Below are 23,758 nucleotides of genomic sequence, written 5' to 3'. Positions count from 1 at the left end.
TCACCAATCCACGGAGATAAGTGCGGAGTCGAGGAAAAGGAAATTGCGGACCGGAGAATGGGTTCGCACGCTGACATAGAAGTTCAGCAGGTTCTCCAGACCTTCGTACTTGTCCGCGTACTGCGGGACCGGGACGTGCCGCATGTCCATGACCCGATCGTTCACCTGGAGCTCGATGTTCGTCCGGGTGCGGGTGTCGAACTGCCAGCGCAGGTAGTGCCAATTGACCTTGGTCGGGACTTCGTTGTAGCAGAGGTACTGGGGCTTGTCGTCGATCGGGCGCCAGTCCTTGGGATCAGGGGCCGTGAAGTCCTCGGTGGGCGACAGGTTCTCCTGGTTGTGCAGGTTCTCGCGGGGGGTCGGCTCCGGGACGGTCGGGTAGATCCAGCGCCGGGTGAACTTGTTGTCCAGGTCGGTGTTCTGGTAGCGGGCGACGCAGTGATAACGGATGCCGTCGCCGTCGCACAGGTCCGTGGCCACGGTGAACGCGCCGAACTGGGCCTCCGACGGGTGCAGGTTGCCGTCCCACTCCACGTCGCCGAAGCTGTTGCCGAGCGACGACTCCTCGGTCGCGGCCTCGCCCTTGTACGTGAAGTAGGTCTCGAACTGGATGACCCCGCGCTGGGCCATGGTCAGCCGGCGGATCGCGACGGCGGTGTGCCCGGTCGCCGGCCGGGTGGCGATCTTGAGCGCGTAGTTGCCGCTCATCGCGCCGTGCGTGCCGATGTCGAAGAAGTCGCACGCGCTGAGCTGCGGCGGCCGGAAGTCGCGCATGTGGACGTCCACGGTGTCGAGGTTCCCGTGGCCGTCGTGATTTCCGATGAGTTCGCACCAGCCGTGTGTTCCGGTGTTGAACTCGTCGTAGGCGAGAATTCGGGGCAACGGGTTGAACTTGGAAAGTCTCGGATCCGCCGCGATCAGTGCGCGGCGAAGGTCGTCAGCCGGAACATGGGTGGTCTCCACGCTCAGTTGGCTCCTTCTTCTAGACGATTTCCGCCTCCAGCATTAACGTTCACGTGAACGTTAATTCCGGGTTTCGAGGACGCTAACTCCCCCGTCCGAGCCTGTCAAGGGCCTTCGCCCGGCTCGCGGGCGCGGGGGGCTCCCCTTCCGGAGCCGACGCGCGCCCCTTATCGTGTGAAATGCCGAGAGATCCGAGAAAGGACGTGGGATGCCGGATGTACGCCCACTTGGGCCCGGCGATCCCGAGCGGATCAACGGTTATCGCCTCACCGGCGTGCTCGGCTCCGGCGGGCAGGGCGTGGTCTACCTGGGGGCCGGCGAGAACGGCCGCGACGTGGCCATCAAGCTGCTGCACAGCCACCTGAGCCACGACGACGACGTCGCCAAGGGCTTCATGCGCGAGGTCGAGGCGGCGCGCCGGGTGGCCGCCTTCTGCACGGCGGCCGTGCTGGACGTCGGCATGCTGGACGACCGGCCGTACATCGTGAGTGAGTACGTCGCCGGCGAGACCCTGCAGGCGCTCGTCCGGACCTCGGGGCCGCGGACCGGGGGCGGGCTGGACCGGCTCGCGATCTCCACCCTGACCGCGCTGGCCGCCATCCACCAGGCCGGGATCGTGCACCGCGACTTCAAGCCGGGCAATGTGCTGATCGGTCCAGAAGGCCCGATCGTCATCGACTTCGGGATCGCCAAGGCGCTCGACGCCACCACGCGCGCCTCGGGGCCGGTCGGCACCCCTACCTACATGTCGCCGGAGCAATTCAGGGGCGAGCGGATCGGGCCCGAGTCCGACCTTTTCAGCTGGGCGGGCACGATGGTGTTCGCGGCCACCGGACGGCCCGCCTTCGCGGCCGAGAGGGTGCCCGCCGTCGTGCACGCCGTGCTGAGCGGCTCCCCCGACCTCACCGGTGTGCCGCCGCACCTGCTGGAGCCCATCCAGGCCTGCCTGGCCAAGGACCCGGCGGCCCGCCCGAACACGGCCGACCTCTTACAACGGCTGATCAGACAACAGCCAGGAACACCGATCCACCAAGCCGGCCAGCAGCCGGGGCCGATGGGTCAGCCTCAGGGGGGTTGGCAGCCGGGGGCGCCGTCGGGGCCTGCGTCCGTATCTCTGCCGGAGGTTACGACCGCGCCGCCCAGGCGGGCCAGGCCGGTCAGTCGCCGGGCTCTGATCAGCGGGGGCGTCGCGGCCACCGCTGCGATGGCGGTCTCCGCTTTCGCTGTGTTCCGGCCGGCCGGCGGCACCCCCGGGGCGGACGGTAAGGAGCTTCAGCCGCGCGGCGGTGTACAGCAGCCCGGCACTCCGACGGCCTCCGCCGTGGCCACGACCGCCGCTACGCCGGCGGCCACGCCCACCCCGACGGCCGAGCCCTTCGGCACGCCGGTCAAGGAGCCCGTCTCCCTGCCCGGAGGCAGCCAGGCGACGGCGCTGGCCGCCACGGGCGACACCGTCGGCTGCGGGACGAAGAAGGGCGTGGTGCTCGCCTGGGAGCTGGGCGCGACGGAGGTCACCCGGCTGGGCGACGGCGGCGCGGCGGTGACCTCGGTGGCGACCGGCGAGCTCGACGGGAAGACGGTGGTCGCCTCCGGTCACTCCGACGGCAGAATGCGGCTGTGGAACGTGACAGGCGAGAGCCTGGGCACGCACCGGGCCGGTGACCCCGTCCTCGCCGTCACGGTCGCCGGTGGAAAGGCGGTCGCGGTCACGCAGAAGTACGACGGTCTGACCGACCTGTACAGCGTCGTACGGCTCTGGGACATCGCCACCGGCAAGCAGATCGGCGCCACGATCAAGGACCACTTCCAGGGCATCCACGGCCTGACCTTCGGCAGGCTCGGCGAACAGGACGTGCTGGTCACCGGCTCCGGCGGCAACCGGGTCCGGGTGTGGCGGCTGTCGACCGGCAAGCTCATGCGCTCCTTCCACACCGGCGAGGTCGGCGGCATCGAGCGGTTGGCCTGCGGCCGGGCCAAGGGCAAGGACGTCCTGGTCTCCACCCACCTGGACGCCACCCTGCGCGTGTACGACCTGGCCACCGGCAAGCGCCGCAAGAAGTGGACCTTCAGCGGCCAGAGCCCCGACGACCGAGGCACCTCCGCCCTGGTCGCGGGCCAGATCGGCGACCAGCCCATCGCGGCCGTCGCGCACACCCCGTTCGGCGGCGACGTCATCGTCCGGGTCTGGGACCTGGACGACGGCGACATCGTCGGCGTCCTCGGCCCCGACGCCGGCGGCGAGATCCGCGCCCTGGCCCTGAGCGAGCTCGGCGGCCTGCCGGTCATCGTGGGCACCGACGAGCAGCAGGCACTGCACGCCTGGAGCCTCGGCTCGGAGTGACACCGCGACCGGACCGAGGACGCCGTCGCCAACGGCCCCCAGCCGGACCGAGGACGCCGTCGCCAACAGCCCCCAGCCGGATCGAGGGCGTCGTCGTCAATCGTCCCGGAGGAAGCGGTCGATGAGAGGGGCGATCTCGGGGAGCTTGTCCTCCAGGGCGAAGTGGCCGGTGTCGAGCACGTGCAGCTCGGCGTCCGGCAGATCACGCAGGTAGGCGTGGGCCCCCGGCTCGGGGAAGAAGGCGTCGCCCCGGCCCCAGACGATCAGGGTCCTGGGCCGGTGCTCGCGCAGCCACGCCTGCCAGACCGGGTAGAGCTCGACGTTGGCGCCATAGTTCTCGGCCAGTGCCAGCTGGGCCTGCTTGCGGCCGGGCAGGTCGAGGAAGTGCTGGTCCAGGGTCCAGCCGTCGGGCGCGATCAGCGCGGCGTCAGCCACCCCGCCTTCGTACTGGCCGCGGGTCACCGGCAGCGAGAACAGCTCCTCCGTGGGATGCGGGATCAGCTGCCTGGCCAGGTCGGACAGGCCCTCTTCGTAGGCGTTGGCGTTCTGCACGATGAGGCCGGCGATCCACTCGGGGTGCCGGGTGGCCAGCCGGAAGCCGACCGGCCCGCCGAAGTCGAAGGCGTACAGCACGAAGCGGGTCAGCCCGAGCCGCTCGACGAAGCCCTCGACCACGTCGGCCAGCCGGTCGAAGGTGTACGTGAACCCCTCGGGCGTCTCGGTGTGCCCGAAGCCCGGATAGTCGGGGGCGATCAGCCGGTGCCGGTCGCCGAGCGCGTCCATCAGCCGCCTGTACTGATGTGAGCCCGACGGGAAGCCGTGCAGCAGCAACACCGGCAGCGCGTCGGCCGGGCCCGCCGCCCGGTAGAAGACCCGCACTCCGTCGACGTCCACGAACGCGTGCCGTACCTCAGGGATGCTCATTTCTAACGCCTCCAGTACCTTCAAAGCATTAGTTATAGTCCCGGCTGGGGCTCCAGGCAAGGCAGCTCATCGCACCATCCGGACCGCTCACCGATGACGCCCTGCGGACGCTCCGGGCGGCGCGGGGACCGGCGACAGCCCAAACGCGGCGACGGCTCAGGCGGGCGGGACACGGCAAGGGCTCAGGCGGGCGGGACGGCAGGGGCTCAGGCGTCGGGGGCGGCGGGGGCGGTCGAACCGCGGACGATCAGCTCGGTGGCGAGCTCGACGTGGTGAGAGTCGATCTTCTCGGTGGCGGCCAGCCGCAGCGCCGTACGCAGGGCGACCTTGCCCATCTCCCGCAGCGGCTGACGGACCGTGGTCAGCGGCGGGGAGGCCCGCGGGGCGAGCTGGGTGTCGTCGAAGCCCACGATGCTCAGGTCCTCGGGAATGCGCAGGCCACGCCCCCGGGCGGCCTCCATGACGCCGAGCGCGGTCTCGTCACTGCCGGCGAAGATCGCGGTCGGCGCCTCCGGCAGGTCGAGCAGGGTAGCGGCGGCCGCCACCCCGTACGTGTACCGAAAGTGTCCTGTCTGCACATAGTCGGGCAGCACCGGCACCCCCTCGGCCTCCATGGCGGCCCGGTAGCCGTGCAGCCGCGCCTGGTTGCACGCGGCCGTCGCCGGACCGCCGATATAGGCGATGCGGCGGTGGCCGAGGGAGAGCAGATGCTGGGTGGCGGCCAGGCCGCCGGCGAAGTTGGTCGATCCGACGCTGGTCATCCGGGCCCGCGGCAGGTTCAGCGGGTCGATCACCACCAGCGGCAGGTGCGCCCGCGACACCGCCGACAACTGCCCCGAGGTCAGCTCGCTGGTCACCGCGATCAGCGCCTTGCGGCCCGCGGCCATCAGATCACGAGCCCAGGCGGCGGTACGGTCCGAGTCCCGGCGGATGCTGACCACGACCCCGACACCGACCTCGGCCCCGGCCTCCACCGCGCCCTGGATGATCTCGGTGGAGTAGGCGTTGAGATCCACGTCGAACTGCACCTCGACCGTGGACAGGGTCATGGCCTTCGCGCGGCGCGGCGACGGCGCGACATAGTCGTGCCGCTGCAGCAGCGACTGCACCAGCGAGCGGGTCGCCGGCGCCACGTCGCTGCGGCCGTTGAGCACCTTGGAGACCGTCGCGACCGACACCCCGGCCGATGCGGCGACGGTCGCCAGTGTGGCGCGCCTAGGACTGACCGGCATCTGCGCCCTCCTGTCGCCCGGCCGCCGCGGCCGGGCTCACGTCCACCGGGGTGATGAGCCGCCGGTCGTGCCCGACGGCGCGCGTCGGGCCGGTCAGCCGTACGACGCCCTGGCACGGCAGGTCGCCCGCCGAGGTGCCGACGAGCACCTCGACGTCCCCAGGCTCGACGATCCGCCGCAGGTCACGCCCGGTGAAGGCGGTCCGGTCCGTGTGCACGTGGAAGCGCACGTCGGCGCTCTCCCCCGGCGCCAGCCGGACCCGCGCGAACCCGGTCAGCTGCTTGACCGGCCGGGTCACCTGGGCGAGGACGTCGTGCAGGTAGAGCTGCACGACCTCCTCACCGGCCCGCCCGCCGGTGTTGCGGACCCGTACGGAGGCCGTGAACTCGCCGTCGGTGGACACCTCGGTGTCGCTGATCCGCAGGTCGTCGACCTCGAACGTGGTGTAGGAGGTGCCGTGGCCGAACGGGAACAGCGGGGTCGGGTCGAGGTTGCTGATGCCCTTGCTATTGGCGCCCAACGGCGGCTGCAGGTAGGTGCCCGGCTGTCCGCCCGGCCCCTGAGGGATCTGTACGGGCAGCTTGCCCACCGGCTGGACGCGGCCGGACAGGACGCCGGCGATCGCCGCCCCGCCTTCCTCGCCGGGCATGAACGCCTGGACCAGCGCGGCGGCCTCGGCATGCACCTCGCCCAGGGCGTACGGACGGCCGGAGACGACCACCACGACGACGGGCGTGCCGGTGGCGGCGAGCTCGGCGAGCAGGTCCGCCTGCACGCCGGGCAGGCGCAGGTCGTCGGCGTCGCAGCCTTCGCCCGAGGTGCCCAGCCCGAACATGCCGGCCCGGTCGCCGACGACGGCGACGCACAGGTCGGACTCCCGCGCGGCGGCCACCGCGGCGGCGAAGCCGGAGCGGTCCTCGTCGCGCACGTCGCAGCCGCGCTCATGCACGACGGCGCTGTCCGGCAGTTCCGTGCGCAGCGCGTCGAGGACGCTGGGCGCCTCGATGCCCATCCCGAGCTCGGGGTGGCGGGGCAGCACGTGGTTGGGGAAGGCGTAGCAGCCCATGAAGGTGTGCGGGTCGTCCGCGCAGGGGCCGACGACGGCGATCCGGCCCGGGGCGGAGCGGCCCTCGCCGAGCAGGGGCAGCGTGCTGCCGGCGTCGAGCAGGATGACGGAGCGCTCGGCCATCTCCAGGGCGAGCTCGCGGTTGGCCCGCGAGTCCAGGTCCACGGTGGCGGCCCCGGTCACCGAGCCTTCCGGCGTCCAGTCCGGGTCGAGCAGGCCGAGCTCGACCTTCTGGGTGAGCAGGCGGCGCGCCGCCCGGTCCACCAGGGACTCCGGCAGCTCACCCCGGCGCACCCGCTCGACCAGGCCCTCGCCGAAACCGATGGTGTCGGGCAGCTCCACGTCGAGGCCCGCGGCGAGCGACAGGGCGCCGGCTTCGGCGACGTCGGCGGCGACCTGGTGCATCGAGGCGAGGAACGGGACCGACCAGTAGTCGGAGACGACGGTCCCGGTGAACCCCCACTCATCGCGCAGCAGGTCGGTGAGCAGCCAGGAGTCGGCCACGGCGGGGACGCCGTCGACGTCGGAGTAGGAGTTCATCACCGAGCGCGCGCCGCCGTGCGTGATGGCCGCCTCGAACGGCGGCAGGATCATGTCCATCAGCTCGCGGCGGCCCATCGAGACGGGGCCGTGGTTGCGGGCCGCCCGCGAGGCGGAGTAGCCGGCGAAGTGCTTGAGCGTGGCGATGATCCCGGCCTTCTCCAGGCCGCGGACGTAGGCGGCGCCGAGCGTCGAGACGAGGTGCGGGTCCTCCCCCATCGTCTCCTCGACCCGGCCCCAGCGGTAGTCGCGCACCACGTCGAGCACCGGGGACAGACCTTGGTGCGCGCCCACGGCGCGCATGTCGCGCCCGATCGCGGCGGCCATCCGCTCGACCAGGTCGGGGTCGAACGTCGCGCCCCAGGCGATGGCCGCGGGATAGACGGTCGCCCGGTAGGCGGTGAAGCCGGTGAGGCACTCCTCGTGCACGATCGCGGGGACGCCCAGCCGGGAGCGCTCCATGATCGTGCGCTGCAGCCTGACCACCTCCGCGGCGCCTTCCTGCGCGCTCACCGGCCCGCTGCCGAACACCCGGGTCAAATGGCCGAGCCCGTCGCGCACCGCTTCTTCGAAAGGGACCGCCTGGGAGGCCGCGAACACATCCTGCATCGGCGCGACGTTCTGCGTGCCGCCGGCGTCGGGATCAATGGCGGGCTCGGGTTTGTCCTCTTGGGCACGCATCGCGTTGCCGACCCAACGGCTGCCGAGCTGGCCCACCTTTTCCTCAAGGGTCATCTCCGCAAGGAGAGCATCGACCCGGGCGGCAACAGGAAGAGTAGGGTCCTGCCACGGGCGAAGCGCCCGGCCTGCCGGCGTGGTCGCGTCTAGAGCGGTCATCTGCTGCTCTCCTTTAGGCATGGTTCTCACCGCGGGTTTCGAAACATTTCGGCGCCGTGAGCAACCCGGGGCGGGAACCTCTCGACACCATATCGCCGGGACAACCCCCTGGCGGAAGTACCATACACGTGGTTTTCCCGAGACCTGTTCGAGACCCTGGGCAGGAGTCTTGACACACCAATTGCCGATACTTAGATTGGCGTGCCACAGTCTGTTTCGTAAATGTTTCAATAGCCGGCTCACTGAGGAGTGGACGAGCGGCATCGGGGGGTGCTGATCCACCGCCGGCCCGTTCGTAGATCAGCGAGCCGCGGCGAAGCCCCCGGCATACGAAGTACGGAGATCAGCGTGGAGCCCAGGACAACATCTCGTCGCAATTTCCTTGCCCTTTCCATGGGTCTGCCTCTGGGAGCCGCGCTCGCCGCGTGCGGCACTTCAGGCCCGAGCAGGCCCGGCGCCGAAGCGAGCAGCAGCGGCGGCGCCGCCGGTGCCGCCACCGCCACCTACTGGTACCTGTCGGTCCAGCCGCAGGAAGGCGTCCGCACCAGGGCGATGGAGCGGTTCAACAAGGCCAACCCCTCCGGCACCCTCAAGGGGACGACCTTCGCGAACGACGCCTTCAAGACCAAGATCAAGACGGCGATCGGCGCCGGCCAGGCCCCCACGCTCATCTGGGGCTGGGGCGGCGGCGGCCTGCGCAGCTACGTGCAGGCCGGCCAGGTCGAGGACCTCACGTCGTGGTTCGAGGAGAACGCGGCGGTCAAGGACAAGCTGTTCCCCTCCTCCTTCGGCGCCGCCACCATCGACGGCAAGATCTACGCGATGCCGTGCGAGACGATGCAGCCCATCGTCCTCTACTACGACAAGCGGGCCTTCGAGAAGATCAACGCCAAGCCGCCGGAGAGCTGGGCCGACATCATGGCCCTGGTGCCCAAGTTCAACGCCGCGGGCATCGCACCCTTCTCCCTCGGCGGGCAGTCCCGCTGGACGAACATGATGTGGCTGGAGTTCCTCTTCGACCGCCTCGGCGGCCCCGAGGTGTTCCAGGCCGTGTTCGACGAGCAGAAGGACGCCTGGAGCAACCCGATCGCCATCGACGCCCTGACCAAGATGCAGGAGCTGATCAAGGCCGACGGGTTCATCAAGGGCTTCTCCTCGATCACCGCCGACTCCAACGCCGACCAGGCGCTGCTCTACACCGGCAAGGCCGCCATGATGCTGCACGGCGGATGGTGCTACGGCAGCATGAAGGCCGACGGCGGCGACTTCGTCTCCGGTGGCCACCTCGGCTACATGAACTTCCCGCCGATCGAGGGTGGCAAGGGCGACCCCTCCAACACCGTCGGCAACCCCGGCCAGTACATGTCGATCTCCTCCAAGGCCACCCCCGAGGAGAAGGAGATCGCCAAGAAGTTCTTCGCCACCGAGCTGGTGAGCGAGACGTCGGCCAAGGAGTGGGTCGCGACCGGCGCGGTGCCGGTCATCAAGGGCGCCGACAAGGAGTTCGCCACCTCTGAGGACAAGGACTTCCTGGGCTTCGTCTACAACACCGCGGTCAACGCCAAGGCCTTCGCCCAGTCCTGGGACCAGGCCCTCAGCCCGACCGCCGCCGAGGTCCTGCTGGACAACATTGCCAAGCTGTTCCAGCTGTCGATCACACCGCAGGAGTTCGCCACGAACATGAACGCGGTCATCGGCAAGTGAGCACGTTCGTGACATCCGCCACGGCCCCCAGAAAGAAGGGCCGTGGCGGCTCGCTCGGTTGGCTGGCCCTGCCGGCGCTGGCGTTCTTCCTCGCCTTCGCCGTAGTCCCGCTGGTCGGGGTCCTGTGGCTCAGCTTCACCACATGGGACGGCCTCGGCGAGATCCGGCTGACGGGACTCGACAGCTGGCACGCCGTCCTCGACAACCCGGGACTCATGCACTCGCTCTGGGTGACGTTCCTGGTGATGGCCCTGTCGTGGGCCTTCCAGACGCCGCTCAGCATCCTGCTCGGGGTGTTCCTGGCCGGTCGGCAGCGCTACCGCGCGGTGCTCGCGGTGGTCTACTTCATCCCCCTGCTGCTCAGCTCGGCCGCCATCGCGATCACCTACAAGGCGCTGCTCGACCCGAACTTCGGGCTCGGTGCGGGCCTGGGGATCGACATCCTGATCCAGGACTGGCTCGGCGAGCCGACCCTGGCCCTCGGCGTGGTGATCTTCGTGGTGTCCTGGCAGTTCATCCCGTTCCACTCACTGCTCTACCAGGGTGGCGTACGTCAGATCCCGCGCTCGATGTACGAGGCCGCGGAGCTGGACGGCGCGGGCCGGGTGCGCATGTTCTGGAGCATCACGCTGCCACAGCTGAAGTACACGATCATCACCTCGTCCACGCTCATGGTCGTCGGGTCGCTGACCTTCTTCGACCTGATCTACGTGATGACCGCGGGCGGACCGGGCGACGCGACCCGGGTGCTCGCGCTGGACATGTACAAGCGCGGCTTCCAGGCCAACCTCATGGGCCCCGCCAGCGTGATCGCCGTCATCCTCGTCGTGGTCGGCCTGCTTTTGGCGATGCTGCTGCGCCGAATCGGTGGCGGTAACAACAGTGACAGCCAGTTGGAAGGTGCCTGATATGGGGACGCCCGTAGCGACGCGCCCCAGAGAGAGCGCTCCCAGACAACATCGACGCCGCCGCAGCAACGTCCGGCCGACCAGCAACAAGAACTGGCTCGGCGGTGCGGCCGGGTGGATCTGGCTGCTGATCGTCGTCGTGCCGATCTACTGGATCGTCATCACCAGCTTCAAGTCGCAGAGCAACTACTACGCGACCAACCCGCTGGTGCCGCCGACCGAGCCGACCCTGGCCAACTACATCATGGTCATCGAGTCGGACTTCCCGCTGTACTTCGTCAACAGCATCATCGTCACCCTCGGCGCGGTCGTCCCCGCGGTCGCCATCTCCTTCATGGCGGCCTTCGCGATCGTCCGGGGCGGCAGAGGGCGGTTCCTGAAGTCGGTCAACTCGCTCTTCCTCATGGGCCTGGCCATCCCCCTGCAGGCGACGATCATCCCGGTCTACCTGATCATCATCCGGCTGAACCTGTACGACTCCCTGCTGGGGATGATCCTGCCGTCGATCGCCTTCGCGATCCCGCTGTCCGTGCTGGTGCTGTCGAACTTCATCCGGGACATCCCCAAGGAGTTGTTCGAGTCGATGCGGCTGGACGGCGCCACCGAGTGGGGAACCCTGTGGCGGCTGGCGTTCCCGCTCACCCGGCCCGCCGTGGTCACGGTGGCGATCTACAACGGGCTGACGATCTGGAACGGCTTCCTGCTGCCGCTGATCCTCACGCAGAGTCCGGACAAGCGGACCCTGCCGCTCGCTCTGGCGGCCTTCCAGGGCCAGTACAGCGTGAACGTGCCGGCCGTGCTCGCCTCGGTCCTGCTCACCACGCTGCCCATCCTGGTCATGTACATGGTCGGCAGGCGTCAGCTGCTCAGCGGTCTGACCGCCGGTTTCGGCAAGTGACGGCGGCCGTCCGCGTGCACCACGCGGACGGCCCGTCTAAAAGCTCCCTTTACATCCCTTGTGCTAAACATGGGGTCTATTAAGGGAGCCATTCATGGATCAGCTCACTCTCGGAGTCGTGTCGAAGTCACGCAAGGAGAACGAGCACCGGCTCGCCATTCACCCGCTGCACGTCGAGCGGATCGACGCGGACCTGCGTGCGCGCACCTACCTCGAACGCGGCTACGGCGAGCGGTTCGGCGTCTCGGACGAGCAACTCGCTCCCCTCGTCGCCGGGCTGCTGCCACGCGAGGAGCTCGTGGCGCGGTGCGACGTCATCCTGCTCCCCAAGCCGCTGGCCGAGGACCTGCGGGAGCTCCGGGAGGGGCAGGTCCTGTGGGGGTGGCCGCACTGCGTCCAGGACGAGCGGGTGACGCAGCTCGCGATCGACCGTCGGCTCACGCTGATCGCCTTCGAGGCGATGAACCACTGGAAGAGCGACGGCACCTTCAACCTGCACGTCTTTCACAAGAACAACGAGCTGGCCGGCTACAGCTCGGTGCTGCACGCGCTGGCGCTCACCGGAACGACGGGCGACTACGGCCGGCGGCTGCGGGCGGTCGTCATCGGCTTCGGGGCGACCGGCCGCGGCGCGGTGACGGCCCTCAGCGCCCACGGCGTGAACGACGTCGATCTGCTCACCTTCCGCGACGTCGCAGCGGTGGCCTCCCCGATCCACTCCGCGCGCATCGTCAGCTTCGAGCACGAGGCCGACGACCCCAACCGCAGTTACGCGCTCACCGACGAGGGCCGGGTGCCGCTGGCCGCCTTCATCGCCGACCACGACATCGTCGTCAACTGCGTGCTGCAGGACACCGATCATCCGCTGGTGTTCGTCACCGAGGAGGATCTGGCCGCCTTCGCCCCTGGCACCCTCATTGTCGACGTGTCCTGCGACGAGGGGATGGGCTTCAGCTGGGCGCGGCCCACGCCGTTCACCGAGCCGATGTTCGAGGTGGGGGACAACGTCCACTACTACGCCGTCGACCACAGCCCGTCGTATCTGTGGAACTCCGCCACCTGGGAGATCAGCGAGGCGCTGCTCCCCCACCTGCGGACGGTGCTCGACGGCCGCGAGGCGTGGGAGGAGGCCGGCACCATCAGCAGGGCCATCGAGATCCGCGACGGCGTGGTCCAGAACCCCGCCATCCTCTCCTTCCAGCACCGGTCGCCGGACTACCCGCATCCGCGCGAAGAGGGCGCCGCCCTGACCTCGTGATTTTCGCGTCAGCTGTACGGGGCCGGACGGTGAGAGCCGGCCCCGTGGGCGCGTCAGACCTGGTCCAGCGGGACGGCGGGGTCGGCGAGTTTGGCCCGGTCGACGGGGCGGGCGGCGCGGATCAGCGCCTCGACCTGGTCGGTGACGTCCCAGATGTTGACGTTCATGCCGGCCGTGACCCTGTCGCCGTCGAGCCAGAACGCGATGAACTCGCGGGCGCCGAGATCACCCCGGACGACCACGTCGTCGTTGTGCCCGGGGACGGCGAGGCCGATGTACTCCATCCCGAGGTCGTACTGGTCGGTAAAGAAGTAGGGCAGCTTGTCGTAGGCGGCCTCCTGCCCGAGCATCGAGCGGGCGGCGACGGCGGGCTGGTTGAGCGCGTTGGCCCAGTGCTCGACGCGGATGCGGCTGCCCAGCACCGGGTGGTGGGCGCTGGCGACGTCGCCGACGGCGAAGATGTCCGGGTCCGAGGTGCGCAGGGCCGCGTCCACCACGATCCCGTCGTCCACCTCCAGACCGGCCTCGACCGCCAGGCCGGTGTTGGGGACGGCGCCGATGCCGACGATGACGACGTCCGCGGGCAGGTGCGTGCCGTCCGCCAGGCGGACCCCGTCGGCCTTGCCGCGGGCGCCGGTGATCTCGCTGACCCGGACGCCGAGCCGCAGGTCGACGTCGTGCTCGCGGTGCAGCCCGGCGAAGACGGAGGCGATCTGGGTGCCGAGGGCGCGCAGCAGCGGCTGCCGCTCGGCCTCCAGCACGCTCACCGCCACGCCGGCGGCGCGGGCCGCGGCGGCCACCTCCAGGCCGATCCAGCCGGCGCCGATGATCACCACGCGGGAGACGGTGGCCAGGGTGGCGCGCAGGCGCTCGCAGTCGTCCACGGTGCGCAGGTAGAGGACGCCGTCGAGGTCCGCGCCCGGCAGGGGCAGGCGGCGCGGCCTGGCGCCGGTGGCCAGCAGCAGCTTGTCGTAGCCGAGGCGCTCGCCCCGGGACAGGGAGAGCCGGCGCTCGGCACGGTCGATGCCGATCACCGTGGTGCCCTGGCGCAGGTCGACGTCGTGGGCGTCGTACCAGGCGGCGTCGTGGACGAAGATCTTGTCTCGCTCCGAGCCGCCCTGGAGGTAGTCCTTGGACAGCGGCGGGCGCTCGTAGGGCAGGTGGGGCTCGTCGCCGATCAGCACGAGCCGCCCGTCGTAACCCTGCTCACGCAGGGCCTCAGCGGCCTTGGCGGCGGCCAGGCCGCCACCGGCGATCACGAATGTCATGGTTGGGCTCCTGTCGGGTCGCGGACGGCTCCCCTCCATTTAACACCCATGCTGGTTGACAAAATAGCTAGTCATCGCGCCCGTATCCGGATATAACTAACAACTATTGGCTAAATTGGAGGTGGGAGCCATCCGTTCCCTCGCATCACCCCGACACGCCCCCGCCCAGGGGATGGACCTGGCCGCGGCCGAGCTCGCGGCCGAGCGGTTCCTGGCCGCCCTGGGCATCGACACCGACGCGGAGAGTCTGCGTGACACGCCTCGCCGGATGGCCCACGCCTACGCCGAGATGCTCACCCCACGACCCTTCGAGCTGACGACCTTCCCCAACGACGAGGGCTACGACGAGCTCGTCCTGGTCCGCTCGATCCCCGTCCGCTCGATCTGCGAGCACCACCTGCTGCCCTTCACCGGCGTGGCGCACGTCGGCTACCTGCCGGGCGAGCGGATCGTGGGCCTGTCGAAGCTGGCCAGGATCGTGGAGCACTTCGCCCGCCGCCCTCAGGTGCAGGAGCGCCTCACCAAGCAGGTCGCCGACTCGCTCCAGGACCGGCTGGCGCCTAGGGGCGTCGGCGTGGTCATCGAGGCGGACCACAGCTGTATGACCCTGCGCGGTGTCCAGGCGCCCGGCGCGATGACGGTCACCTCGACCCTGCTCGGCACGCTGCGCGACGACGCCCGCTCCCGCGCCGAGTTCTTCGCCCTCACCGGCCAGCCGGGCTCCGCCGCCCGCCCCTGACCACCCGGCCGCCCCTCCCCGCCCGGCGCTGCCGGGCGGGGCGGCGTCATGTCCGCCCCCGGCGCCTTTCACACCATCCCGTACGGCGGAGCAACATCACCCTTTTGCCGTATTTTTCGTTAAAAGTCGGTAGATGGCGCGAGGTCGGCTGACAGGTCAGCAGAATGCCACGACACTGGGTTGATCACGGCGGATGCGACATAACAGGAGAAGCTCTCGTGACAGAGGAATCAGGCATTCCCGACCCGGCGCTTTCCCCCATCATCGACACCTCCGTACCGCACTCGGCGCGGATGTGGAACTACTGGCTCGGCGGCAAGGACCACTACCCCGTCGATCGCGCGGCGGGCGACGAGTTCAGCCAGGCGTTCCCGGACATCGTGAACATCGCCCGCCTGTCCCGGCACCTGCTCGCCCGCGTGGTGCGCCATCTCGCCGCCGAGGCGGGGATCCGTCAGTTCCTCGACATCGGTACGGGACTGCCCACCGTGGACAACACCCACGATCTCGCCCAGCGGGTGGCCCCGGACTCGCGGGTGGTCTACGTGGACAACGACCCCCTGGTGCTGACGCACGCCCGCGCGCTGCTCATCGGCACCCCCGAGGGCGCCACCGACTACATCGAGGCCGACCTGCGCGACCCCGACGCGATTCTCGCCGCGGCGGCCAAGACGCTGGACTTCGGCCGGCCGGTCGCGCTGATGCTGATGGGCATCGCGGGATACCTGAGAGACGGCGACGAGCCGTACGCGATCGTCGGGAGGCTGGTGGACGCGCTGCCTTCCGGCAGCTACCTGGCCATGTGGGACGGCGTCAACGTGGTCACCGGTCAGGCTCTGGAGGAGGCCCAGGAGGACTTCAACGAGGGGGCCGGCGCGCCCGCGCCCTACACCCTGCGCAGCCGCGCCGAGTTCAGCGCCTTCTTCGACGGGCTGGAGCTGGTGGAGCCGGGCGTGGTGTCCGTCCCGCTGTGGCGGCCGGACCCCGACCCGTTCGGCTCGCCGGCCGAGGTCGACGCGCTGTGCGGCGTGGCCCGCAAGCCGTAGGGGCTACAGCGAGGCCATGATCTCGCGCAGGATCGCGGGGGTGTCGGTCGCGGGCCGGGCGTGCATGCCCAGCTCGTTCATCAACTGCTGGTACGGATCGACGTCGGACTGCTTGGTGAGGTACTGGGCGCTCGCGATCTGCTCCATGTAGACCACGTCCTTCACCTCCGCCTCGGCGAAGCGGAGGATGGTGACGGAGCCGACGCCGCCGACGTTGCCGCCGTAGTCGAGCGGGAGCAGCTGGATGGTGACGTTCGGCCGTGCGGCCATCTCGCGGAGGTGGTCGAGCTGGGCGCGCATGACGGCGGCGTCGCCGACCCGGCGGCGCAGCACCGACTCGTCCATCACCACCCAGAGCCGGTGGGAGGTGGGGGGCGCGAGGATCCGCTGGCGGCGCATCCGCAGGGCGACCCGGGGCTCGACGCTCTCGGGTGCGTCCTCGTGGGCCCGTCCGAGGACCGCGCGGGCGTAGTCCTCGGTCTGCAGCAGACCGGGCACGAACTGCACCGCGTAGGTGCGGATCAACGCCGCGTCCTGCTCCAGCCCCAGGTAGGTGTCGAACCAGTCGGGCACCGCGTCCCGGCACTCGTGCCACCAGCCCACGGCGTTGGCCCGCTCGGCCAGGATGAGCAGGGCCGAGCGCTCGGTCGCCTCGACCACCCCGTAGAGGCTGAGCAGGTCGGCCACGTCGCGCGCCTTGAACGTGCTGCGGCCCAGCTCCAGCCGGCTGATCTTGGAGTGCGACCCCCGGATGGCATATCCCGCCGCTTCGCGGGTGATGCCCTGGGATTCGCGCATGCGGCGCAGTTGGGCGCCGACCAGGATACGCAGTGCCGTCGGCCCGGACTGGCGAGGATCCTTACCGGTATTTTCGGTCAGATCGCCCACGCTCCGAGCGTTCGGCATATGTGCTCCCATATCGGCAAAATTGATTTCCTATCCTTTGGTAATCCTGCCACGCCGGTTGGCAGGAATGCCACGACCATGCCAGCACGACCGTTGCACTTTCATCTACCACGGCGGTGCCATTACCCTGCCCCTCTGTTTCGGCAGAAGCGCGAGCCGCACCTGAGGGCTTCCGGTTTCGATAGCCTTGCCTGGTTTGAGACCGACCGAATCCTGCCACAGAAAGGACCGGACACGTGCTCGACGACGCCGGCCTCCAGCCGCTCCGCGAAGCCGCCCGGCTGTCTCCGGACAACCTCCCCCTCCGGCAGCTCCTGGCCAACCAGCTGCTGGCCAAGGGCTACCTGGCCGAGGCCGAGGCCGAGTTCCGCGCCGCCCTGGTGCTCGCCCCCAAGGACGTGAACATCACGATGGGGCTGGCGGAGGCGTTCGTCAGGCAGAGCGCGCACGGAGCCGCGCTGGCGGCGCTCGAGCCGTTCCTGGTCACGCCCGGCTATCCGCCGCCGATGGGCGTCATCGCGGCGCGGGCGCTGCTCGCCGAGGGTGACGTGGCCGCCGCGGCCTACCGCTACCACGAGGCGGTCTCCCGCGATCCGTCCGTCGCCGACGCGGCCCTGGCCACCAGGCTGGCGGCTCCTCCGGTCACACCGTCGGCTCCCGCCCACCCGGCCGCCTACACGACACCGGCGCCGTCGCCCTCGCCGTACGCGACACCGGCGCCTCCCTACACGACACCGGCGCCGTCGGCTTCGCCGTACGCGACACCGGCGCCGTCGGCATCGTCGGCTTCGCCGTACACACCCTCCGCGCCGCCTGCCCCGGCGTACGGGACCGGCGCGCAGCGGCCCGCGCCGCCCGACAGGGCGAACGCGGAGGTGGAGCGCTCGGGCACGACGTTCGCCGACGTGGCCGGCATGGAAGCGGTCAAGGAGGCGCTGCGGGTCAAGCTGCTGCTGCCGGTCCAGCAGCCGGAGCTGTTCGCCGCGTTCGGCAAGCGCGCCGGTGGCGGCGTGCTGCTGTACGGGCCGCCGGGCGGCGGCAAGACGCACCTGGCCAGGGCCGCCGCGGGCGAGCTCGGCGCGTCGTTCGTGAACGTCGGGCTGGCCGACATCCTCGACATGTACATCGGCTCCAGCGAGCGCAACCTGCGCTCCACCTTCGAGATGGCCCGCCGCAACCGGCCGTGCGTGCTGTTCTTCGACGAGGTCGACGCGCTGGCCGCCCGCCGCTCCGACATGCGCCAGGCGCACAACCGGCAGCTCGTCAACCAGTTCCTGGCCGAGCTCGACGGGGTGGACCAGAACGCCAACGAGGGCGTCCTGGTGCTGGCCGCCACGAACGCCCCCTGGTACATCGACGTCGCGTTCCGCCGTCCCGGCCGGTTCGACCAGTTGGTGTTCGTACCGCCGCCGGACGCCTCGGCCCGTGCGGCCATCCTGCGCATCCTCTGCCGCGACAAGCCGCTGGCGGAGATGGACTTCGACGCGGTGGCCCGGGTCACCGAGCACTTCGTCGGCGCGGACCTCAAGGGCGTGGTGGACCGCGCGGTGGAGGCCAAGCTGCACCAGTCCATCAGCGCGGGCCGCGCCATCCCGCTGGAGACGCCCGACCTGCTGGCCGCGGCCCAGGCCGCCCGGCCCACCTCCGTACGCGAGTGGTTCGGGACCGCGCGCAACTACGTGATGCACGCCAACGACTCCGGCGCCTGGGACGAGCTGATGCCCTGGATCAAGGGCGGCAAAGGCAAGTGGTAGCCGTCTCCGACGCGATCGACCGGGCGCGGGCGCTGCTGGAGTTGCGCCGCCCGGCCGAGGCGGAGCGCGAGCTGCGCGGCCTGCTCGCGCAGAACCCGGAGCACAGCGCCGGGCACTCCTTCCTGGCCCTCGCCCTCCTGGAGCAGGGCGGCACGGCCGACGCGGTCACCGAGGCGCACGAGGCGGTGCGCCTGGCGCCCGACCACTGGTTCCCGCACTATGTGGCCGGGCACGTGCACTATCGCGGGCGCCGGCTCGATCTGGCGATGGCCGCCGTCCAGGCGTCGCTGGCGCTCTCGCCCGAGTACGTGCCGACCTGGACGCTGCTGTCCCGTACGCACATGCTGGCGGGCCGCTGGCCCGAGATGGCGGACGCGGCGCGCCGTGGCCTGGCCATCGATCCGAACGCGGCCGAGCCGGCCAGCCTGCTGGCGCTGGCCCTCGTCGCGCTGGGCGAGGCCGCGCCGGCCCAGGCCGCCGCCGCGCAGGCCGTACGCCTGGACCCGGACAGCGCCACCGCGCACCTGGTGTACGGCCGGGCGGCACTGGCCTTCGGCGATCCGCGCGAGGCGGCCGACGCCTTCCGCGAGGTGCTCCGCCTCGATCCCGGCTACGACCAGGCCAGGGATCTGCTGGTGTCGGCGCTGCGGCAGCGCAACCCGCTCTACCGGTGGCTGGCGCGGTTGCAGAGCAGGTTCCGTGGCGGCTGGTGGCTGGTGTTCCTGCTGCCCGCCGTGCCGCCGGTCATCGTGGTCTTCGTCCTCATCGCGCTGCTGCACTGGGCAGCGTGGATCGCCGAGTCGTGGACGACGCTGCGACTGGCCCGCGCCAAGGCCACCCGCCTGCTGTTCGAGGAGGCCGAGTCGCGAGTGGCCCTGCTGTGCTGCGGCCTGCCGGTCGTGGGCGCGGCGCTGCTCGCCCTCGGGATCACGCTCGGCCAGGACGTGCTCGGCACCGGCGGCGTGGCCGTCATGGCCCTGGTCACGCCCGTACAGGAGGCCGCGCACACCGGCTCGCCGCGCGCGCGGGCCGTCCTGTACGGCTGGACCGGCCTGCTGGGCATGGCCATCGCCGCCGCGGTGGCCCTGGACTCCTTGGGCCCCGCGATGCTGACGCTCTACGCGGCGCTGGCCACGATCTGGGTGGCCGCAGGTGTCCGGCGCCTGTTCCGCCAGGAGCAGGCGCCCCTGTGATCCTCAGGGCTTGCGGCGAGCGAGCTTGCCGGGCCACCACATCCACCGGCCGAGGTCCAGCGCCAGCGCCGGGACCAGCAGCGAGCGGACGATCAGCGCGTCGAGCAGCACGCCGAACGCCACCAGGAAGGCGAGCTGGAGCAGGAACAGCAGCGGCAGCACGGCCAGGGCGGCGAACGTCGCGGCCAGGACCACGCCCGCCGAGGTGATGACGCCGCCCGTCAGGGTGAGGGCGCGCAGCATGCCCTCGCGTTCGCCGTGCCGTACGGTCTCCTCCCGCGCGCGGGTCATCAGGAAGATGTTGTAGTCGATGCCCAGCGCGACCAGGAACACGAACGCGAACAGCGGCACCACCGGATCCGCGCCGGGCAGGTCGAGCACGTGGTTGAAGACCAGCGCGCCCACGCCCAGCGCCGAGCCGAACGACAGCACGGTGGTGGCGATGAGCAGCAGCGGAGCGACCAGGGACCGCAGCAGCACGATGAGCACGAGCAGCACCACCAGCAGGACCAGCGGGATGACCACCCGCAGGTCGCGCGATGAGGTGTCGAGGGTGTCCAGGGTGATCGCGGCGGCCCCGCCGACCAGCGCGCCGGCGTCGGGGACGGCGTGCACGGCGGCGCGCAGGTCGCGGACGATGTCCACCGCGGCGGCGGACTCGGCGGGCTGGGAGAGCGTGGCGTGCAGGAGTGCCCGCCCGTCCACGATCTTGGCTTCGCCCGTCGGCCGGCCGGTCCCGCCGTCGCCGACGGGGGTCACCTCGGTCACCCCTGGGACGCTCTTGGCGGCGGCGGTCACCGCGTCCACCTGGTCCGCGTCGGTGACGATGATGGCGGGGGTGGTCGAGCCGCTGGAGCCGAAGCCGCGCTCCAGCGTCCGCTGGCCTTGGACCGACTCGACCTCGGTACGGAACACGTCGAGCTGCGAGGTGCCCTCGGCGCGGAACGTCGGCACGAACGCGGCCGCCACGGCCAGCAGGGCGATCGTCGCGGCCCAGTAGACCCGGGGCCGCCGGTCGACGGCCGTGGCGATCCGCCCCCACAGCGGATTGCGCCGGACGACGTCGTCGGTCGTGCCGGCGACGGTCCCGCTGCCGCGGGTGGTGCCGATGTCGGTCGCGGTGTCGCCGGTGGTGCCGGTGGTGCTGACGTCGATCGCGGTGTGGCCGGTGGTGCCGGTGGTGCTGACGTCGGTCGTGGCCGTCTGGCGGGGCTTGACCGGCCAGAAGGCGGCGCGGCCGAGCAGCAGGAGGACCGCGGGGAGGAAGGTCAGCGCGGAGATCAGCGCGGCGCCGATGCCGAGCGCGGCGACCGGTCCCAGGCCGCGGTTGGAGGCCAGGTCGCTGGCGAGCAGGCACAGCACGCCGAGGATGACGGTGCCGCCGGAGGCGAGGATCGGCTCGATGGTGCCGCGCACCGCGATCCGCATGGCCTCGATCGGCCGCTCCCGCTCGTACAGCTCCTCCCGGTAGCGGGCGACCAGCAGCAGGGCGTAGTCGGTGCACGCGCCCACGACCAGGATGAACAGAATGCCCTGGCTCTGGCCGTTCAGCTGGATCCAGCCGGCGTCGGCCATCAGGTAGACGACGGCGGCGGCCAGCACGAGGGCCAGCATCGCGGCCATGATGACGACGAAGGGCAGCAGCGGCGAGCGGTAGACCGCGATGAGGATGATCAGGACGGCGCCGAGCGCGACGCCGAGGAGCGCCCCGTCGATCCCGCCGAAGGCGGCGCCGAGGTCGCTGGAGAGCGCGGCGGGGCCGGCCACCTGCACCGTGACGTCCGGCAGCTCGCTGTCGGCCAGCAGCCCCCGCAGCTCGTCGACGGCGGCGCGCACGTCGGCCTGCTCGCCCACCGGGACGATGAGCTGGGCGACGCGCTGGTCCTCGGTGCCGGGGATGGGTCCGGCGACGGCACCCTCGACCCAAGGCCGCGCGCCGATCCGCTCGGCGTCCTTGGCGATCGCGGCGAGGCCGTCGCGGGCGATCGGCTCGGTGGCGGAGTAGACGACGATCGCCGGGATGGCGCCGCTGTCCTTGAAGGCCTCCTGGGCCTCCTGCACCTCGCTGGACTCCGCCCCGATCGGCAGGAACGCCGAGGAGTCGTTGGTCTGCACGTCCGTCAGCGCGCCCATGAAGCTGCCGAGGGGACCGGCCGCGGCGAGCCAGACCAGCGCGATGAGCACGGCGGTGCCGTACCAGACTCTGCCGCTGCGCCGTCCCTGCTGTGGCGGCGTCAGTCGCTGTCGCGCCGCGTTGTCGGTCGTCATCCTGGCCCTTCCAGTGTGTCTAGATATTCGAGTATCTCGAAAAACAAGATACATTGTCACACGAGGGCCTCCGCCAAACGCGAAGTGGGCGTCTACCCCGAAGTCGCCCCTACAATCACGTGCACCACGAACAGCCGTGAGGAGAACGATGGACAGCGCGCCGGGGAGGTCCCGGGAGACCCTCTACCTGGCGATCCAGCGGGACGGGCAGCGGCTGGCGACCGGGCTCATCCGGTTGCTGCACGCGATGTCCGTCGGCGTCGATCTCAATCCCAGCGACTTCCAGTGCTACGCGCTGCTGCGGATCGAGGGGCCGATGACGCCCGGCGAGATCTCCCAGTCCATGAAGCTGGCCACCGGCTCGGTCACGGTCCTGATCGACCGGCTGGAAGCCCGTGGCCTGGTGATCCGCGACCGTCACCCCGACGACCGGCGCAAGGTGATCGTCCGCCTCGCGGAGCCGTCCGGTGACATCCCCACCGACGGCGCCGCGCTCGGCATCCGCGACGTCATGCTCACCCTGCACGACCGCTATTCGGAGGCCGAGCTGGAGGTCATCGCCGACTGGCTGGCCCGCGCCGGCCAGGCGCTCACCGAGCTCTCGGCCCGCGAGCCCCGCTGACGGTCACGGCCGGCACATGGCGAACGTGACGGACTCGGTCCTGGCGACCGGCGAGGTGATCCTGAACGTGACCCGGTGCCTGCCGTCCCGCGGCCGCATCCTCCTGGCGGCCACGTAGTCGCTGCGGCTGCCCGACGGCATCCGCGACGACCCGCTCTCGACGACCTTCCCGTCCTGGATCCACTGATAGGAGTACGGCGCGGCCGGCCTCGTCGTGGCGATCCCGACGCCGAAGATCATCGATCCCGTGTAGCAGGTCACGCCACCGTGGTCGACCTTGGAGGAGCCCCGGACCCGCAGGTGAGCCAGAGAGAACGACGCCCTGGTGGGGCCATAGGTCGTCGTGGGGCGTGATCGCGTGGTGGGGCGGGTGGTTCTCGATTTCGGGCGGCGGGTCGCGCGCCTGGTCGCGATCGTCTCGTCCCAGGCCGTCTCCCGTGGGGCGCTCGGCGATTCGCCGGCGTGCGCGACGATCTCCGGGGTGCTCGGCCCGCCGGTCACGGGCAGGTCCCAGAGGGCCGCGACGGCCACGGCCAGCGCGACGGCGGCGGCGGTCACGGCGAGCAGCGGGGCTCGCACGGGCCGGCGGACCGGCTGCGGCCCGGCGGCGAGCCGCGTCAGCACCTCTCGCATGGCCGGGCGGTCGGCCGGGTCCTTGGCCAGGCAGTCGAGCACGATCGAACGCAGCGGCTCGGGCAGGTCGCCCAGCCACGGCTCGGCGTACCTGATGCGGCCGGTGACGGCCGGCACGGAGTCGTCGCCGAACGGCGGCGTACCCGTGGCCGCCGAGGCGATGACACACCCCCACGCGAAAACGTCGGCGGCCGACCCCACGTCCAAGCCCGCGAGCTGCTCAGGGGCTAAGTAGGCAGGCGTGCTGCCGTCACCACCGCCACTGCCGCCGCTGCCGGTGCCGCTGCTGCTCCCGCCGCTGCCGCTGTTGTCCGTTGCCGAGGTGTCGGGGAGGCGGGTGGGGTTGAAGCCGGTGAGGTGGGGGTCGTCGCCGATGAGGAGGATGTTGGCGGGGTTGACGTCCCCGTGCACGGTGCCCGTCTGGTGGGCGGCGGCCAGGGCCGTGGCCGTGGCCAGCGCCAGTCGCTGCAGGGCCGCGCCCGTGTGGCGGCCCGCCTCCGCCAGGGATCGGCCGTACTCGGGATCGCCTTCGCGGGGAGGTGCTGCGTTCGGCATGACGGGGGCGACTCCTGAGGGGACCGGGGGTTCAACCCCACGCACCTTAACGGCATGAGTCAAGACATGCTGGCACAACGTGCTACTCTCGCCGACGTCGGGG

General features: G+C 70.8%; 18 protein-coding genes. 10 read left to right on the top strand and 8 right to left on the bottom strand.

Annotated features, from left to right (window positions below):
- Complete coding sequence (locus IEY87_RS08925) at positions 1 to 963, bottom strand: DUF6772 family protein (RefSeq protein WP_225277714.1); 963 nt, start codon at positions 961 to 963, stop codon at positions 1 to 3.
- A 208-nt stretch (positions 964 to 1,171) separates the two neighbouring features.
- Here IEY87_RS08925 and IEY87_RS08920 point away from each other — a divergent pair, with 208 nt between their 5' ends.
- Positions 1,172 to 3,304 (top strand): serine/threonine-protein kinase, encoded by a 2,133-nt coding sequence (locus IEY87_RS08920; protein ID WP_189137994.1) that lies wholly within the window; start codon positions 1,172 to 1,174, stop codon positions 3,302 to 3,304.
- 96 nt (positions 3,305 to 3,400) lie between these two features.
- On the opposite strand, the gene IEY87_RS08915 is transcribed toward IEY87_RS08920, so the two are convergent.
- The 3 genes from IEY87_RS08915 to IEY87_RS08905 form a co-directional block, all read right to left on the bottom strand.
- Complete coding sequence (locus IEY87_RS08915; RefSeq protein ID WP_189137993.1) at positions 3,401 to 4,228, bottom strand: alpha/beta fold hydrolase; 828 nt, start codon at positions 4,226 to 4,228, stop codon at positions 3,401 to 3,403.
- Between the two features lie 206 nt (positions 4,229 to 4,434).
- A complete protein-coding gene (locus tag IEY87_RS08910; protein ID WP_189137992.1) occupies positions 4,435 to 5,460 on the bottom strand; it encodes a LacI family DNA-binding transcriptional regulator in 1,026 nt (341 codons plus the stop codon).
- Positions 5,444 to 7,801 (bottom strand): glycoside hydrolase family 3 N-terminal domain-containing protein, encoded by a 2,358-nt coding sequence (locus tag IEY87_RS08905; protein ID WP_225277713.1) that lies wholly within the window; start codon positions 7,799 to 7,801, stop codon positions 5,444 to 5,446. Before IEY87_RS08905 ends, IEY87_RS08910 begins: the two co-directional genes overlap by 17 nt.
- Before the next feature lie 495 nt (positions 7,802 to 8,296).
- Here IEY87_RS08905 and IEY87_RS08900 point away from each other — a divergent pair, with 495 nt between their 5' ends.
- From IEY87_RS08900 to IEY87_RS08885, 4 genes are all read left to right on the top strand, one after another.
- Positions 8,297 to 9,607, top strand: a complete 1,311-nt coding sequence (locus tag IEY87_RS08900; protein WP_189137990.1) for an extracellular solute-binding protein — start codon at positions 8,297 to 8,299, stop codon at positions 9,605 to 9,607.
- Between the two features lie 8 nt (positions 9,608 to 9,615).
- Complete coding sequence (locus IEY87_RS08895) at positions 9,616 to 10,515, top strand: carbohydrate ABC transporter permease (RefSeq protein WP_189137989.1); 900 nt, start codon at positions 9,616 to 9,618, stop codon at positions 10,513 to 10,515.
- A gap of 1 nt (position 10,516) precedes the next feature.
- Entirely contained in the window at positions 10,517 to 11,413 is an 897-nt protein-coding gene (locus IEY87_RS08890; protein ID WP_189137988.1) for a carbohydrate ABC transporter permease, read from the top strand.
- Between the two features lie 94 nt (positions 11,414 to 11,507).
- Positions 11,508 to 12,671, top strand: a complete 1,164-nt coding sequence (locus IEY87_RS08885) for a N(5)-(carboxyethyl)ornithine synthase (protein WP_189137987.1) — start codon at positions 11,508 to 11,510, stop codon at positions 12,669 to 12,671.
- Positions 12,672 to 12,724: 53 nt separating this feature from the next.
- Here IEY87_RS08885 and IEY87_RS08880 read toward each other — a convergent pair whose 3' ends face one another.
- A complete protein-coding gene (locus IEY87_RS08880) occupies positions 12,725 to 13,939 on the bottom strand; it encodes an NAD(P)/FAD-dependent oxidoreductase (protein ID WP_189137986.1) in 1,215 nt (404 codons plus the stop codon).
- A 172-nt stretch (positions 13,940 to 14,111) separates the two neighbouring features.
- On the opposite strand from IEY87_RS08880, the gene folE reads away from it, so the two are divergent.
- Complete coding sequence (gene folE / locus IEY87_RS08875; protein WP_225277712.1) at positions 14,112 to 14,678, top strand: GTP cyclohydrolase I FolE; 567 nt, start codon at positions 14,112 to 14,114, stop codon at positions 14,676 to 14,678.
- A 218-nt stretch (positions 14,679 to 14,896) separates the two neighbouring features.
- Positions 14,897 to 15,724, top strand: coding sequence for an SAM-dependent methyltransferase (locus IEY87_RS08870; RefSeq protein ID WP_225277711.1), 828 nt, complete (start codon positions 14,897 to 14,899; stop codon positions 15,722 to 15,724).
- A gap of 3 nt (positions 15,725 to 15,727) precedes the next feature.
- On the opposite strand, the gene IEY87_RS08865 is transcribed toward IEY87_RS08870, so the two are convergent.
- On the bottom strand, positions 15,728 to 16,630 hold the full coding sequence (locus IEY87_RS08865) for a Sco1979 family transcriptional regulator (protein ID WP_189137984.1): 903 nt from the start codon (positions 16,628 to 16,630) through the stop codon (positions 15,728 to 15,730).
- Between the two features lie 236 nt (positions 16,631 to 16,866).
- On the opposite strand from IEY87_RS08865, the gene IEY87_RS08860 reads away from it, so the two are divergent.
- A complete protein-coding gene (locus IEY87_RS08860; protein WP_189137983.1) occupies positions 16,867 to 18,384 on the top strand; it encodes an AAA family ATPase in 1,518 nt (505 codons plus the stop codon).
- Positions 18,378 to 19,577: a tetratricopeptide repeat protein gene (locus tag IEY87_RS08855; protein ID WP_189137982.1), complete on the top strand. Its 1,200-nt coding sequence runs from the start codon at positions 18,378 to 18,380 to the stop codon at positions 19,575 to 19,577. Before IEY87_RS08860 ends, IEY87_RS08855 begins: the two co-directional genes overlap by 7 nt.
- A 3-nt stretch (positions 19,578 to 19,580) precedes the next feature.
- On the opposite strand, the gene IEY87_RS08850 is transcribed toward IEY87_RS08855, so the two are convergent.
- The gene (locus tag IEY87_RS08850; protein WP_225277710.1) at positions 19,581 to 21,845 is read right to left on the bottom strand and encodes an MMPL family transporter; all 2,265 of its coding nucleotides are present in this window, start codon (positions 21,843 to 21,845) and stop codon (positions 19,581 to 19,583) included.
- Positions 21,846 to 21,993: 148 nt separating this feature from the next.
- Between IEY87_RS08850 and IEY87_RS08845 the strand changes: the two genes are divergently transcribed.
- On the top strand, positions 21,994 to 22,467 hold the full coding sequence (locus IEY87_RS08845) for a MarR family winged helix-turn-helix transcriptional regulator (protein WP_189137981.1): 474 nt from the start codon (positions 21,994 to 21,996) through the stop codon (positions 22,465 to 22,467).
- Positions 22,468 to 22,470: 3 nt separating this feature from the next.
- Here the strand turns inward: IEY87_RS08845 and IEY87_RS08840 are convergent, their stop codons facing one another.
- Complete coding sequence (locus tag IEY87_RS08840) at positions 22,471 to 23,655, bottom strand: protein kinase domain-containing protein (protein WP_189137980.1); 1,185 nt, start codon at positions 23,653 to 23,655, stop codon at positions 22,471 to 22,473.
- Between the last annotated feature and the right edge of the window lie 103 nt (positions 23,656 to 23,758).

The organism is Nonomuraea glycinis, assembly GCF_014646515.1.
Classification (GTDB): Bacteria; Actinomycetota; Actinomycetes; order Streptosporangiales; family Streptosporangiaceae; genus Nonomuraea; species Nonomuraea glycinis.
This window is presented reverse-complemented; position numbering and strand designations above follow the sequence as displayed.